Here is a 14,875-nt window from a genome sequence, read left to right as displayed (position 1 = left end):
CCGAGTGATACTGCAGGGCTTGATCGCGGCGCTTCAGCGCGCCTCCACGTACGCCGACGCTCTGGCCTATGCGGGTCGCGACGCCGACTTCTCGCTCACCGACGGCCTCCGGGTGCCCCTCCTCGCCGGCCTCATCGGCAAGCGCGCCGCGGCGGGCTCCTCCGAGGCGGTGCTCGTCATCACGGCGACCGGCCGCGAGTCCGAGTCGGTGCGCGCCGCGCTGCCCTGCGTGCTCCCGGACGCCGAGATCGTGGAGTTCCCGGCATGGGAGACGCTGCCGCACGAGCGCCTGAGCCCCAGCGCCGAGATCGTCGGCAAGCGGCTCCTCGCCCTGCGCCGGCTCGCCGACTGGTCGGCCGCCCGTCAGGCGGGCGAGGCCTCCCACCCGTTCGTCCTCGTCGCCTCGGTGCGGGCCGCCCTCCAGCCGCTGGCCGACAACCTCACCGACTACGGCACCATCGAGCTCGCGGCGGGAGGCCGCGGCTTCGACCTCGGCGCGCTCTCCCTCCGGCTCGTCGACTTCGCCTACTCGCGCGTGGACATGGTCACCAGACGCGGCGAGTTCGCGGTGCGGGGCGGCATCCTCGACGTGTTCCCGCCGACCGCCGAGCACCCGTACCGCGTCGACTTCTTCGGCGACGAAGTCGAGCAGATCCGGGCCTTCTCGGTGGCCGACCAGCGCTCGCTGCCCGAGCCGATCCCCGCGGTGACCCTCCCGCCGAGCCGTGAGCTGCTGCTCAGCGAGCGCGTGCGCCAGCGCGCCCGGGAGATGGAGCACGAGTTCCCCAGCCTGTCGGCGATGCTCGCCAAGATCGGCGAGGGCATCCCGGTGGAGGGCATGGAGTCGCTCGCCCCGGCACTCGTGGACCGGCTCGTCCCGCTCACCCACTACCTCCCGGACGGCGCGGCCGTCGCCGTGCTGTCGCCCGAGCGCGTCGCCTCCCGCGCGGTGAGCCTCGCCGAGACCAACCGCGAGTTCCTGTCCGCCGCCTGGAGCGCCGCCACCGTGGGCGCCGCGGCCCTGATCGACCTCGCCGCCGGCGACTTCCTCACCCTGCAGAAGCTCAAGGACTCGGTGAAGTTCAGCCGGCCGGGGCAGCCCGCGCTGGATCATCCCTGGTGGACATTCTCCGGCTTCCAGGCCGACGCGGCGGACGCGCCCGTGCTGGAGCGCGAGGTCGAGGAGTACCTCCAGGTGCGCGTCGACGCGGAGGCCGTCCCCAGCTTCGCGGGCAACGTCACCGGCGCCGTCGAGCACGTCGCCCAGCGGCTGCGCGAAGGCTGGCGGGTCGCCATCGTCGCCGAGGGCGCCGGCCTGGTCGAGCGCGCGGCGCAGGTGCTGTCGGAGGCCGAGCTGCCCGCGCGCCCGGTGGACTCGTTCCCGGAGAGCCCGGAGCCCGGCGTCGCCTACCTGCTGCGCGCGAACGTGGAGCACGGGTTCGAGCTCCCGGAGGAGAAGCTCGCGCTGATCGGCGAGAGCGAGTTCTACGGCCGCTCCGTCGGCTACGAGTCGCGCCAGGTCAAGAAGCTCGCCACCCGGCGCAAGAACGTCGTCGATCCGCTGGCCCTCAAGCCGGGGACTACGTCGTGCACGAGACGCACGGCATCGGCAAGTTCGTGGAGCTGACGCAGCGGGAGGTCTCCAGCGGCGGCCGCAACGCGGTGAAGTCCAAGCGGGAGTACCTGGTGCTGGAGTACGCACCGTCCAAGCGCGGCTACCCTGGCGACAAGCTGTTCGTCCCGACCGACCAGCTCGACCTCCTCACCCGCTACGTCGGCGGCGAGGCCCCGCAGCTGTCCAAGATGGGCGGCAGCGACTGGTCGGCGGCCAAGGGCAAGGCCCGTCGTGCCGTGCGCGACATCGCCGTGGAGCTCGTCAAGCTCTACTCGGCGCGGATGGCCAGCAAGGGCCACGCCTTCGGGCCGGACACCCCGTGGCAGCGCGAGCTGGAGGAGGCCTTCCCGTTCGCGGAGACCCACGACCAACTCCAGACCATCGACGAGGTGAAGGCCGACATGGAGCGGCCGATCCCGATGGACCGGCTCATCTCGGGCGACGTCGGCTTCGGCAAGACCGAGATCGCGATCCGGGCGGCGTTCAAGGCGGTCCAGGACGGCAAGCAGGTCGCGATGCTCGTCCCGACGACGCTGCTGGTCAAGCAGCACGCCGAGACGTTCCAGGAGCGGTTCGCCGGCTTCCCGATCCACTTGCGCCAGCTCAGCCGGTTCCAGTCCGACAAGGAGGCGCGCGAGACCCTGCGCGGCATGGCCGACGGCACGGTGGACGTCGTGATCGGCACGCACCGCATCCTCGCGGACGGCGTCACCTTCAAGGACCTCGGCCTCGTGATCATCGACGAGGAGCAGCGCTTCGGCGTCGAGCACAAGGACCAGCTGAAGAAGCTCAAGACCAACGTCGACATCCTGGCGATGAGCGCCACGCCCATCCCGCGCACGCTGGAGATGGCGGTCACCGGCATCCGCGAGATGTCGACGCTCGCCACCCCGCCGGAGGACCGGCACCCGATCCTCACCTTCGTCGGGCCGTACTCCGAGCGCCAGGTCGCCGCCGCGATCCGGCGCGAGCTGCTGCGCGAGGGCCAGGTGTTCTTCGTGCACAATCGCGTCGGCTCCATCTCGGCGACGGCCGCCAAGCTGGCCGAGCTCGTGCCGGAGGCCCGGATCGCGGTCGCGCACGGCCGGATGAACGAGCACGCGCTGGAGCAGGTCGTGGTCGACTTCTGGGAGCGCAAGTTCGACGTGCTCGTCTCGACCACCATCATCGAGACGGGCCTGGACATCTCCAACGCCAACACGATCATCATCGACCGTGCGGACAAGTACGGGCTCAGCCAGCTGCACCAGCTGCGCGGCCGGGTGGGCCGTGGCCGCGAGCGCGCGTACGCGTACTTCCTCTGGGACGAGGACAAGCCGCTCAGCGAGACGGCGCACGACCGGCTGTCCACGATCGCGGCGAACAACGACCTCGGCAGCGGTATGCAGGTCGCGCTCAAGGATCTGGAGATCCGCGGCGCGGGCAACCTGCTGGGCGGCGAGCAGTCCGGCCACATCGCCGGCGTGGGTTTCGACCTGTACCTCCGGATGATCGGGGAGGCCGTCTCCACGTTCCGCGGGGAGGTCGCCGAGGGCCAGACCGAGCTGCGGCTGGAGCTGCCGGTCGACGCGCACATCCCCGAGGAGTACGTCGACAGCGAGCGCCTGCGGCTGGAGGCCTACCAGAAGCTGTCCACCGCGAGTTCGCCCGCTGCGAAGGACGGCCAGATCGACCTGGTGCTGGAGGAGCTGGCCGACCGCTACGGCGAGCCGCCCCAGCCGGTGCTGAACCTGATCGCGGTCTCGCGCCTGCGCCGGGCCGCCCAGAAGGCCGGCCTGGGGGAGGTCGTGGCGATGGGCTCCAACCTGCGCCTGGCGCCCGCGCTGCTCCCCGACTCCCTGCAGGTGCGCCTGCAGCGCATGTACCCGGGGTCGAAGTACCACGCCGCGCCCAAGGTCGCGACGGTCCCGCTGCCGCGGGTGAACGGCGAGGCTCTGGACGACGCGGGGCTGATCGAGTGGGTGGGCAGCCTGCTCGGCGCCCTGTTCCCGACTCCCGAGCCGGCGACCGAACCCGCCGCCTGACGCGTCACGCCTCCCGCTGTATCGGCTGTATTATAGCTACCGATACAGATGGGAGGGCGTCGCGTGCGCATCGAGCTCGATCCCACGGCGGAGACGCCGCTCTACCAGCAACTGCACGACCGCGTCATCGACGCCATCGCGCGCGGCGAGCTGCGCGAGGGCGACGCGCTCGTCTCCGTGCGGCAGCTCGCCGTGCGGTTCGGGATCAACGCCGCGACTGTCGTCAAGGCGTACGACGCGCTCCGCGCCGAAGGCATCGTGCGCACCAGCCGGCGCTCCGGCTCGGTGATCGCGCGCGACGCCGCCAGCGGGCCGCCCGACGAGCGGTTCCTCGCGGACTGGTCGGCGCGGCTGAGCGCCCTGATCGCCGAGGGCATCGCCCACGGCGTCGAGCGGTCCGAGCTGGAGTCCCGCACGTCCGCCATCGCCTGGTTGTTCGACCGGGCCCGCGAGCAGCACGTTGCCGCGGACCAGCCCGGCGCTGCACCTGGCGCCGGGGACACGAAAGGAAACACCCCATGACCGCCGTCCTGCTGAGCACCTTCGCCGTGACGACGCTGACCGCCGCGATCTTCCTGATGCTGCCCGCGATCAGCCGCACCACCCTGCCGCTCGGCGTGTTGGTGCCGCGCACCCGGGTGGCCGATCCGGTCGTGGTCGCGGCGATTCGGCGGTTCCGCGTCGTCGTCGTGGTCTCGTACGTCGTCGCGCTCATCGCGGCCGCACTCGTCATCCCGGTAGGCCCCGCCGCGCCGGCGCTCGTCGCGACCCTGGTCCTGCTGGCCGGCTCCATCGGGGGCTACCTGCTGTCGCGCCGGAGCATCCAGGCGGCCAAGCGTGCGGGCGGCTGGCTGGACGACGTGCCGGTGCGGATCAGCGGCAGCGTCACGCCGGACACCGGCGCGCGGTCGCGGCCGGCGTTCGGCTGGTACGCCGCCGCGCTGGTGCTGCTGCTGGCGGCCGGGGCGGTCGGCGTCGCGCTGTACGAGAGCCTCCCCGCCTCCATCGCGGTGCACTGGGACGCGAGCGGCCACCCGGACCGCTTCGCGGAGAAGACGGTCCTGACGGTGTTCGGGCCGCTGTTGATCGCGCTCGGCGTGCTCGCACTGATGGTCGGGATCGCGTTCGTGCTCCGTGCCGTCCCGTGGCGGCGCGGCGGGGGAGAGGGGCCGGAGGTCTCCGAGCGGATCGCCGCGCTGCAGGCCGAGCTGACCCAGTCGCTGCTCGGCTGGATAGCGTTCGTCGTGTCCGCAGCGATCGCCGCGCTGTCCGTGATCGGCTGGCTCCACGACGGGTCGGACGAGCCGAGCGCCGGGATCGGCATCGTCACGGTGGCCCTGCTGGTGGTGATCTTCGTGGTGATCGGCGTCTACGCCCTCCGGCTCGTCAACGGGACGCGCGCCGCCCGCGCCGCGGTGCCCGTCGGAGTCGGGGCGACCGCGCCGAGCGCCGGTCGCGACGCCGTCGACCCGCGCGACGACGACCGGCACTGGAAGGGCGGGCTGATCTACGTCAACCCCGCCGACCCGGCGCTCTTCGTCCCGAAGCGTTTCGGCGTGGGCGTGACCCTCAACCTCGGCCACCCGGGAGGCATCGCCATCGGCGTCGTCACCCTCCTGCTCCTCGTCGCGGCCGTCGCCCTCCCCGCGCTCCTGCGCTGACGCGCCGCGCGCGATTCGTGCCGAATGGCGCGTTTGCGGCGTCAATTCGCGCCATTCGTCACGAATGTCGTGGCGCCAGGAATCGCGCGATTCGTGCCGAATGGCGCTTTTCGCGCGCCGATTCGCGCGATTCGGCACGAATGTCGTCGCACCTGGATTCGCGGGATTCGTCACGAATGTGGCGTTTCGCGCGATTCGGCACGAATCGCGCGTGGATGCTGGCGGCGGTTGCGGCGCGCGAGCGTGGTGACGAGGATGCCGGCGAGCACGATCGACACCGCGGAGCCCAGCAGCACCGCAAGGGTGCCCTCCGCGCGCACGGTGGCCGAGCCCGCGAAGGCCAGCTCGTTCATCAGCAGCGACACCGTGAAGCCGATGCCGCCCAGCGCTCCGATGGTCACCAGGCCGAGCGGCGAGATGCGCGCGCGCTCAGCTCTGGGCCGGGTGAACGACCCGAGCCAGCCGCCCAGCGTGATACCGACGATCTTGCCGACCGGGAGGGCGACCAGGATTCCCCAGAAGGCCGGCGACAGCTCCGCCGGCGACACCGCCGGGATGACGACGAGCGCGGCCGAGAAGGCGAACAGCGGCAGGATCAGCCCGTTCGACCACGGCTCCAGCGCGTGCGCGGTGCGACGACCGGGCCCACGCGCCATGACCAGCCCGAGCGCGACGCCCGCGATCGTGGCGTGCACACCGGAGTCGTAGACGAGCCACCAGGTCAGCACCGCGAGCAGCACCATCAGCACCCCGATGGGCCAGCGCAGCCTCCCGTGCAGCGTTCGGCTGAGCAGCCCGAACGCGACGACGACCACCGCGGCGGCGCCGAGCTCCAGCAGGTTCGGGTCCGTCGTGAAGAACACGGCGATGATCAGGATGGCCACCAGGTCGTCCAGCACCGCCAGCGCCAGCAGGAACACCCGCAACCGGTTCGGCAGCCCGCGCCCGAACACCGCGAGCACGCCGAGCGCGAAGGCGATGTCGGTCGCGGTCGGGATCGGCCAGCCGTCGGACAGGCCGGAGCCCGCCGTGATCGCGAGGTAGATCAGGGCGGGCACGGCCACGCCGCACGCCGCCGCGATGGCCGGGTGGACGGCCTTCGCGACCGAGTTGAGCTCGCCGGCCACCAGCTCGTGCTTGAGCTCGACCGCCACGATGAAGAAGAAGACCGCGAGCAGCCCGTCGCTGATCCAGTGCCCCACGCTCAGGTCCACCAGGTCGCCGCCGAGGTGGGCGTGCTGGAGGTTCAGCAGCGCGGGACCGATCGCGGTGTTCGCCAGCAGGAGGCCGAGCGCGGCGGCGCCCAGCAGGAGCCCGGCGGCGGTGCGCTCGGAACGGATGATGCTCATCGGTGGCCAATCTCGCGCCGACGCGCGCAACGGGGGACGAATTCGCCGACCAGACTTCCCGGCACACCAGTCATCCCAGTCTACCGATCGGTTCCGGTGAGAGGATGAACCTGTCCCCGACGGGAGGAGCATCCCATGACCGACGCGGCGCCCACCAGACTCGACGAGCTCGTCGCCGTGATGGCGCAGCTGCGCGCCCCCGGCGGCTGTCCGTGGGACGCCGCCCAGACGCACGAGTCGCTGGTGCAGTACCTCATCGAGGAGACCTACGAGCTGATCGAGGCCATCGAGACGGGGAACCGCGACGAGATGCTGGAGGAGCTCGGCGACGTGCTCTACCAGGTGTTGTTCCACGCCGACATCGCCGCGCACACCCCGGGCGAGGACTTCGACATCCAGGACGTCGCCGAGCAGATGACCCGCAAGATGGTCGGCCGGCACCCGCACGTCTTCGGCGGCGACCGCACGGCCGAGACCGCGGACGACGTGGTCGGGTTCTGGGACGACCTCAAGAAGGCCGAGAAGCCGGGCCGCACCAGCGTGCTCGACGGCATCCCGCAGGCCATGCCCTCCCTCGCGCTGGCCGACAAGCTGCTCGGCCGGGCCGAGAAGGTCGGCTTGATCGACCTGAGCGAGTCCGGCGGCGTGCAGGTGGAGAGCGAGGACGAGCTGGGGCCGCTGCTGCTGGCCATCGTCGCGTCGGCGAAGGCGCAGGGCCTGGACGCCGAGCGTGCGCTGCGTTCGACGCTGCGCGAACTGCAGGGGGAGATCCGCGAGCAGGAAGCATCGGTTTAGGTTAGGCTTACCTAACGTGCCACGTCGGCACGCTTCCCACTCCGTGCCATCGGCACCCTCCTGAGGAGAGTCATGCCCGTTTCCGCCCGCTCACGCCTGGTCCTGTCGTTCGCCGCCGTCGCCTCCGCGGCCGCCCTCGTCCTCACCGGCTGTTCGGCGGGTGGACAGGCCGACGAACCCTCGTCCTCGGGCTCGGGCGGCAGCTTCCCGGTGACGATCGACAGCGCGCTCGGCAAGACCACCATCGACGCGGCGCCGAAGCGCGTCGCGACCTGGGGCTGGGGCGCGCAGGACATCGCGCTCGCCCTCGGCGTCGTCCCGGTCGCGATGCCGAAGTTCAGCTACGGCGGCGACGCGAAGGGCCTCCTGCCGTGGGACGCTGAGAAGATCGCCGAGCTGAAGGGGAAGACCCCTCAGCTCCTCGACGCCGACTCCAGCGAGGTGCCGTTCGAGCAGTTCGTGAAGGCCAAGCCCGACGTCATCCTGGCCCCCTACTCCGGCCTCACGCAGACCGAGTTCGACACGCTCAGCAAGATCGCGCCCGTCGTGGCCTACCCGACGAAGCCGTGGGCGACGAGCTGGCGCGACCAGACCGCCATCGTCGGAAAGGCGCTCGGGAGGACCTCCCAGGCGGACGCGCTCGTGAAGAAGACCGAGTCCTCCGTCGCCGCGCTGGCCGACAAGAACCCCGCGATCACGGGCAAGACGTTCTTCTACGCCGCCGCCAACCAGCCCGGCGTGCTCAACGTCTACCGCGCGGAGGACCCTCGGGTGCAGCTGCTGAACGACCTCGGGATGAAGAACTCGCCGAGCATCGCCTCCCTCGACTCCTCGAAGGGCGACGGCAGCTTCTTCTACCAGCTCAGCTACGAGAACCTGTCGAAGATCGACACCGACCTGCTCGTCATGTACTTCGACACGCAGTCCTCGGTCGACGCGTTCACCGCCGACCCGCTGGTCGCCGCCATGCCCGCCGTGAAGGAGGGCCGCTTCGCGCCGATCGTGGGCGAGTCGTTCGTCGCCGCCACCAGCGCGCCCAGCGTGCTCAGCATCCCGTGGATGCTCGACCGCTATGTGCCGCAGCTCGCCGCCGCCGCCGCGAAGGTGAAGTAGCCCGCCGATGCCCACCGGTGTCGCCACCGCGCCCGCCGGGCGTGCCGGGGAGATCCCCGCGCACGTCCGGAGGCGCCGGCGTACCCTCCTGGGCTTCCTGATCGCTGTCGTCGTCCTCCTGGCGGTGTGCGTGCTCAGCCTCATGGTCGGCGCCCGGACCATCGCGCCCGCCGACGTCCTGCACGCGCTGACGCACTACTCGGGGAGCGACCCCGACTCCCTCGTGGTCGTCGGCAGCCGCCTCCCGCGCACGCTGCTCGGCCTCGCCGCCGGGCTCGCGCTGGGCCTGGCCGGCACGGTGATGCAGGGCCTGTCGCGCAATCCGCTCGCCGATCCTGGCATCCTCGGGGTGAACTTCGGCGCGTCTCTGGCCGTCGTCGTGGCGATCGCGTTCCTCGGCGTCACGACGGTGTCCGGGTACGTCTGGTTCGCCTTCGCGGGGGCGGCGCTCGCGGCGGGCCTGGTCTACGCGGTGTCCGCGGTCGGCCGGGAGGGCGCGACGCCGGTCAAGCTCGCGCTCGCGGGAGCAGCGGTCTCCGCCGCGCTCGGCTCGCTCATCACCGCGGTCATGCTGACCAGCCGGGTCTCGCTCGACCAGATGCGATTCTGGCAGGTCGGGTCGCTCGCCGGACGCGGCCTCGACGTGCTCTGGCAGGTGCTGCCGACGCTGCTCGCCGGCGCGGTGCTCGCTCTCGCGCTCGGGAGGCTGCTCAACGGTCTCGCACTCGGAGACGACGTGGCCCGAGGCCTCGGCCAGCGGGTCGGCCTCGCCCGGGCGCTGTCGGCCGTCGCGATCGTCCTGCTCTGCGGGTCGGTCACCGCCGCGGTCGGCCCGATCGCGTTCGTCGGGCTCGTCGTGCCGCACGCCGCCCGCTGGGTCGTCGGCGCGGACTACCGCCGCATCCTCGCGTTCTCCGCCGTCATCGCGCCCGCGCTGCTGATCGCGTGCGACGTGGTCGGCCGCGTCGTCGCGCCGCCGGGGAGCTGCAGGTCGGGATCGTCATGGCGTTCGTCGGGGCGCCGCTGTTCATCGCGCTCGTGCGGCGCAGGAAGCCGGTGGGGCTGTGAGCGCGCAGACCGCCGCGGGAACGGCCTCCGCCGTGTCGAGCGTCGCCCGCGATCGCCGTCACCGTCACGGTCGCGCGCTCCGGGTGTCCCTCGCGCTCGCCGTGCTCGTCGTCCTGGTCTCGGCCGTGTCGCTCACTCTCGGGGACGCGGGCGTCGCGCCCTCCGACGTGCTCGCCGCCCTGGTCGGCCGCGCCGACCGGCTCACGTCGTTCGTCATCCTCGACCTCCGGCTGCCGCGCCTGCTCGCCGCGGTGCTGGTGGGCGCGTGCCTCGGCCTGTCCGGAGCGCTGTTCCAGTCGGTCGCCCGCAACCCGCTCGCCAGCCCCGACATCATCGGCATCACGACCAGCGCGAGCGCGACCGGCGCCATCGCCCTGGTCTGGTTCGGGATCACCGGCCTCGCGCTCTCCGGCGTCGTCCTCGCCGGCACGCTGGTCGCCGCCGTGCTGATCTACCTGCTCGCGTGGCGCAACGGGGTGAGCGGCTACCGCTTCGTCCTGGTCGGGATCGGCTTCGCCGCGGTCTGCGCGGGGATCGTCTCCTACGTGCTCACCCGCGCCGACCTGCGCGACGTGCAGCAGGCGCTGGTCTGGATCACCGGCAGCCTGAACAGCGTGGACGGCACGTCGCTGGCCGTGCTGGCGGTCTCCGCCGTCGTTCTCGTCCCCGCGGCGCTGCTGGTCGGGAGGCCGCTCGCCGCGCTCGGGCTCGGCGACGACCTGGCGGCCGGGATCGGTGTGCGCCCCGAGCGCACGCGCATCGTGAGCATCGGCGTCGGGGTGGCGCTCGCCGCCGTCGCTGTGTCGGTCGCGGGGCCGATCGCGTTCGTCGCGCTGCTGGCGGCACCCGTCGCGCGCGGGCTCGTGGGACGCGGCTCGCTCGCGTTGGTGCCCGCCGCCCTCGTCGGCGCGCTCGTGCTCGTGCTGTCCGACGTCGTCGCCCAGTTCGCCGTGCCGGGCGTCGTGTTCCCGGTCGGCGTCGTCACCGGCATCGTCGGGGCGCCCTACCTGCTCTGGCAGCTCACCAGGACCAACCGCGTCGGCCGGGGAGGCTGAGAGAATGACGAATACTCAGAGAGAAGGGGCCGCATGACCGAACAGACCCTGGCCGCGCGCGACCTCACCCTCGCCTACGAGGGCCGCGTCGTCGTGGACGGGCTCGACCTGGACGTCCCGCCCGGCCGCGTGACCGCGATCGTCGGGCCGAACGCCTGCGGCAAGTCCACGCTGCTGCGCGGGCTGTCCCGGCTGCTCGCCCCGGCCTCCGGCAGCGTGCTGCTCGACGGCGCGGACATCCGCTCGCTGCCCACCAAGGAGGTCGCCACCCGGCTCGGCCTGCTGCCCCAGACGCCCACTGCGCCCGACGGGATCACCGTGGCGGACCTGGTCTCGCGCGGCCGCTACCCGCACCAGGGCTGGTTCCGGCGCTGGACGGCGGACGACGACACGGCCGTCCAGGAGGCGATGACCGCGACCGGCGTCGCCGAGTTGGCGGACCGCGCGATCGACGAGCTCTCCGGCGGCCAGCGCCAGCGCGTCTGGATCGCGATGGCGCTCGCCCAGCAGACCGGCATCCTGCTCCTCGACGAGCCGACCACGTTCCTCGACATCAGCCACCAGCTCGACGTGCTCGACCTGCTGCTCGATCTGAACGCGGCACGCGGAACGACGGTGGTCATGGTCCTCCACGACCTCAACCTCGCCGCGCGCTACGCCGACCATCTGGTCGCGATGCGGGCGGGCGCGATCGTCGCGTCGGGCGAGCCCGCCGACGTCGTCACCGCCGACCTCGTGCACGACGTCTTCGGCGTCACGTCGGTGATCGTGCCCGATCCCGTCACCGACACCCCGTTGGTGGTCCCGCTCGGGCGCCATCACACGGCCTGAGGCCGCTTGCCGGCCGGCCCGGTTGTAGAAATGTCAATACCATGGGGGAGATTCTGAATGCCTGAGTCGCTATGCTAAGCGGTCTATGGAAACCTACGACATTCTGGCTTTTCGACGCCAGTTCCTCCTGACCTCGGGAACCACTGATGAGCTGCCCGGCTGGCCCGTCCGATCCATGCCTGGGGGTCACACGCTTTACAGCCATCCGGAACTGGGTGTCACCGTTCACGAGGACACCAAAACCGGTGTGACCCTGCTGCTGCTCGGATATGCGATCGACCGCGATCGGCCGAAGGCGACAGACGCCGACATCCTCGCGACACTGGCGGCCTCCCGAGAAGACGGAAAGTGGTGGCCGACGTTCTCGGATCTGTCCGGCCGTTTCGTCTTGTTCGTCTTCGACGGCGACGAGATCGAGGTCATGCACGACCCCTGCGGTCTGCGGGCAGCCGAGTACACGTTCGTGGACGGGTTCCACGTCGCGTCGCAGTCGAATCTGCTGGCGCTCGTCGCACCGGTCGGCCGTGGGAAGCGGTATCGCGAGTACATCGGCTCGCGCTACGGGATCAATGTGCGCGAGGACCACCTCACGGCCGACACGACACTGTTCGACGGCGTCGACCGGCTTGTCCCCAACCATGTGCTGAAGGCCGCGGAGCGTGTGCAGGAGCGCTACTGGCCGGTCGAGCCGCTCACGATCGGCGGGACGCCCACCGCTGAGGTCGCCGCCGAGTCCTTCGAAATGCTCCGTGCGCAGATCGCCGCAGCGAAGGAGCGCTTCAAGCTCGCGCTCCCTGTCACTGCCGGTCAGGATTCGCGATCGCTCCTGGCGGCCGCCAGCGCGCAACTGGACGGGATCTGGACGTACACCATGCTCTACCGGTGGCTGGGGGACGGGTCGCCGGATCTCACCATTCCCGCCTCGCTCCTGGGGCGCCTCGAGCACGAGCACCACATCTTCGATGCCAAGACGCCGCCACCGGCGGAGTTCGTGAAGCGCTACAAGGAGAACTCGCCGATGGCGCATCCGAACGATGCGACGATCGCGTACGGCCTCACCCGCGCGTTCCCGTCCGAGTTCGTCGGTGTCAAGGGCAACATCGCGGAACTGGTCCGGTGCTACTACAACATCGACGGACTGCCGCTCGACATCCGGTCGGTCACGGACATCACCCGCATCATTCCGCACTGGGACACCGTGCCGTTCATCATGGAGTCGATGCAGCACTGGTACGACGCGACCCTTCCCGTCTCCCGTGAGCTCGGCTGGGACATGGACCTGCTGTTCCACTGGGAGCACCAGCTGGGGACGTGGCAGGCGCAGAGCCAGCTCGAATGGGACATCGCGCAGGAGGCGTTCACGCCGTACAACGACCGTCGTCTTCTGGTGCGCATGCTCGCGGCGTCTCCGGCGGATCGAATCCCGCCCGCGCACAGACTGTTCCGCACGATGATCTCCCACGGCGAGGGCGACCTGCTTCGCGAACCGATCAACCCGGTCCTGAAGGCTGAGCGCGCCCGGCGCTTCTTCTGGAGGGCACGCACCCGTGCGATGCGCGATGCGCGGAAGGTTCTCACACCGTCGTACTCGCGTCGATAGAACCACCTCGCACTGCCTGACAGGACACGCCGTCACGGCGCGACCGGAGGCGGCGTGTCCTGTCAGTTGGATGTGCGCGCTGGCCGGCAGCGCGCCCGCCGGGGACCCGGGCCGCCGATCGGGTCCGACGGCGCCGTCCGGCGGCGCAATCATCCCGGTCCGGGGCGGACGCGTTGTCGTGTGTCTGGCAACGCAGCCGAGGTGGTCGGACGGCTGCGGCTCATGCCAGGTCCTCACTGGGACACCACCGCATCGCGCGGGGTCGGCACGACATCAGGGTGGCAACGGGGGCAGTCTACGACTCCTGCCGGCCTCCCCGCGATCCCCCGGGCGGCATCCGATGGTAGTCCTCCTCGGCCGCGATGCGGTTCCGTCGGGGGTCGGCATCCGGACCCCTCCATCTGGAAGAATCGTCGCATGGCTTCCCCGATCACCCCGCCCCGCGGCATGCGCGACTTCCTCCCCGCCGAGAAGGCCCGCCGCGAGCATGCGCTCGGTGTGATCCGCCGGAGCTTCGCCGCCCACGGCTTCGACGAGATCGAGACCCCGGTCGTCGAGGACGTTGCGCGCCTGCACTCGGGCCTCGGCGGCGACAACGAGAAGCTCGCCTTCAGCGTGCTCAAGCGCGGCCTCGGCGGCGACGACCTGCGTGCCGCCATCGAGTCGGGGGACACCCTCGCGCTCTGCGACCTCGGCCTCCGCTTCGACCTCACTGTGCCGCTGGCCCGCTTCTACGCCACCCACCGGGCCGAGCTGCCTCCCGTCTTCCGCAGCATCCAGATCGCGCCGGTCTGGCGAGCCGAGCGGCCGCAGAAGGGCCGCTACCGCCAGTTCGTCCAGTGCGACATCGACATCATCGGCGAGGGCTCGCAGCTCGCCGAGGTCGAGCTCATCACCGCGACCGCGGCCGCCCTGGAGGCGCTCGGCCTGACCGGCTGCACCATCCGGATCAACGACCGCCGCATCCTGAACGGCCTGCTGGAGTACTGCGGGTTCGCCGAGTCGCGCTGGCCTCAGGTGCTCATCTCGATCGACAAGCTCGACAAGATCGGCGCGGAGGGCGTGGTCGCCGAGCTCAGCGAGGGCGGGGCGGACTCCGCAGCGGTGCTCGGCGGCATCCTCGCCGCGTTGGAGCCGCACCTGGCCGACGGCGGCGTCGAGCTGACCGTCGAGGCGATCTCCGGCATCCTCCCTGAGGGCATGGACACCGACGCCATCGCCGCCCTGGAGGCGCTGGCGCACGCGCTCGACACCCTCCCGGAGGGAGTGGCGCTGCGGTTCGACCCCACCCTCGTGCGCGGCATGGGCTACTACACCGGCACGATCTTCGAGATCGCGCACCCGGGCTCCGGCAGCTCGGTGGGCGGCGGCGGCCGCTACGACGGGATGATCGGCCGCTTCCTCGGCACCGACGTCCCGGCGTGCGGGTTCTCGATCGGCTTCGAGCGCGTGGTCGACCTGATCGACGTGCCGGAGGATGACGCCCTGGACACCGTGGTGCTCGTCCACGACCCGAGTGTCCCGCTCGACAGGCTGATGGCGATCAAGTCCGAGCTGGTGGCCTCCGGTCGCCGGGTGCGGCTCGACCGCCGGGCGAAGAACCTCAAGGGCGTGCTGGACCGCGCGGCGGCGGCCGGGTACCGGTCCTTCGCGTTCGTCGATCCGGGGACCGCGGACGCCGCCGCGCTGGAGTTCAAGCCGCTGGTGTGAGTGCGCACGCCTGCTCGCGCCATTTGTCGCAAGCATCCAGCCACCCCGTGAATG

At 71.3% G+C, this 14,875-nt stretch carries 9 protein-coding genes and 2 pseudogenes; 10 read left to right on the top strand and 1 reads right to left on the bottom strand.

Annotated elements, in window-relative coordinates; translation table 11 throughout:
- The first annotated feature begins 4 nt into the window (after window positions 1-4).
- The 3 genes and pseudogenes from mfd (at window position 5) to ACQ86L_RS05700 (ending at window position 5,300) form a co-directional block, all read left to right on the top strand.
- Window positions 5-3,639, top strand: a pseudogene (mfd, locus tag ACQ86L_RS05710) (transcription-repair coupling factor).
- Window positions 3,640-3,702: 63 nt separating this feature from the next.
- The gene (locus ACQ86L_RS05705; RefSeq protein ID WP_434318040.1) at window positions 3,703-4,161 is read left to right on the top strand and encodes a GntR family transcriptional regulator; all 459 of its coding nucleotides are present in this window, start codon (window positions 3,703-3,705) and stop codon (window positions 4,159-4,161) included.
- Window positions 4,158-5,300 carry a DUF1648 domain-containing protein gene (locus tag ACQ86L_RS05700; protein WP_434318039.1) on the top strand — a complete coding sequence of 381 codons (1,143 nt, stop codon included), beginning with the start codon at window positions 4,158-4,160 and terminating at the stop codon, window positions 5,298-5,300. The genes ACQ86L_RS05705 and ACQ86L_RS05700 overlap by 4 nt, the downstream gene beginning before the upstream one ends.
- Before the next feature lie 170 nt (window positions 5,301-5,470).
- Here ACQ86L_RS05700 and ACQ86L_RS05695 read toward each other — a convergent pair whose 3' ends face one another.
- Complete coding sequence (locus ACQ86L_RS05695; RefSeq protein WP_434318038.1) at window positions 5,471-6,649, bottom strand: Na+/H+ antiporter NhaA; 1,179 nt, start codon at window positions 6,647-6,649, stop codon at window positions 5,471-5,473.
- 135 nt (window positions 6,650-6,784) lie between these two features.
- Between ACQ86L_RS05695 and ACQ86L_RS05690 the strand changes: the two genes are divergently transcribed.
- From ACQ86L_RS05690 to hisS, 7 genes and pseudogenes are all read left to right on the top strand, one after another.
- Window positions 6,785-7,444: a MazG family protein gene (locus tag ACQ86L_RS05690; protein ID WP_369962680.1), complete on the top strand. Its 660-nt coding sequence runs from the start codon at window positions 6,785-6,787 to the stop codon at window positions 7,442-7,444.
- 72 nt (window positions 7,445-7,516) lie between these two features.
- Window positions 7,517-8,557: an iron-siderophore ABC transporter substrate-binding protein gene (locus tag ACQ86L_RS05685; protein WP_434318037.1), complete on the top strand. Its 1,041-nt coding sequence runs from the start codon at window positions 7,517-7,519 to the stop codon at window positions 8,555-8,557.
- Between the two features lie 7 nt (window positions 8,558-8,564).
- Window positions 8,565-9,625: pseudogene (locus ACQ86L_RS05680) on the top strand (FecCD family ABC transporter permease).
- Window positions 9,622-10,680: a FecCD family ABC transporter permease gene (locus tag ACQ86L_RS05675; protein ID WP_434318036.1), complete on the top strand. Its 1,059-nt coding sequence runs from the start codon at window positions 9,622-9,624 to the stop codon at window positions 10,678-10,680. Before ACQ86L_RS05680 ends, ACQ86L_RS05675 begins: the two are co-directional and overlap by 4 nt.
- 33 nt (window positions 10,681-10,713) lie before the next feature.
- Complete coding sequence (locus tag ACQ86L_RS05670) at window positions 10,714-11,511, top strand: ABC transporter ATP-binding protein (RefSeq protein ID WP_434318035.1); 798 nt, start codon at window positions 10,714-10,716, stop codon at window positions 11,509-11,511.
- A gap of 85 nt (window positions 11,512-11,596) precedes the next feature.
- Window positions 11,597-13,111: a hypothetical protein gene (locus ACQ86L_RS05665; protein WP_434318034.1), complete on the top strand. Its 1,515-nt coding sequence runs from the start codon at window positions 11,597-11,599 to the stop codon at window positions 13,109-13,111.
- Between the two features lie 417 nt (window positions 13,112-13,528).
- The gene (hisS, locus tag ACQ86L_RS05660) at window positions 13,529-14,821 is read left to right on the top strand and encodes a histidine--tRNA ligase (RefSeq protein WP_434318033.1); all 1,293 of its coding nucleotides are present in this window, start codon (window positions 13,529-13,531) and stop codon (window positions 14,819-14,821) included.
- Window positions 14,822-14,875 lie beyond the last annotated feature (54 nt).

This window comes from Leifsonia sp. P73 (genome assembly GCF_051059105.1).
Classification (GTDB): Bacteria; Actinomycetota; Actinomycetes; order Actinomycetales; family Microbacteriaceae; genus Leifsonia.
This window is presented reverse-complemented; position numbering and strand designations above follow the sequence as displayed.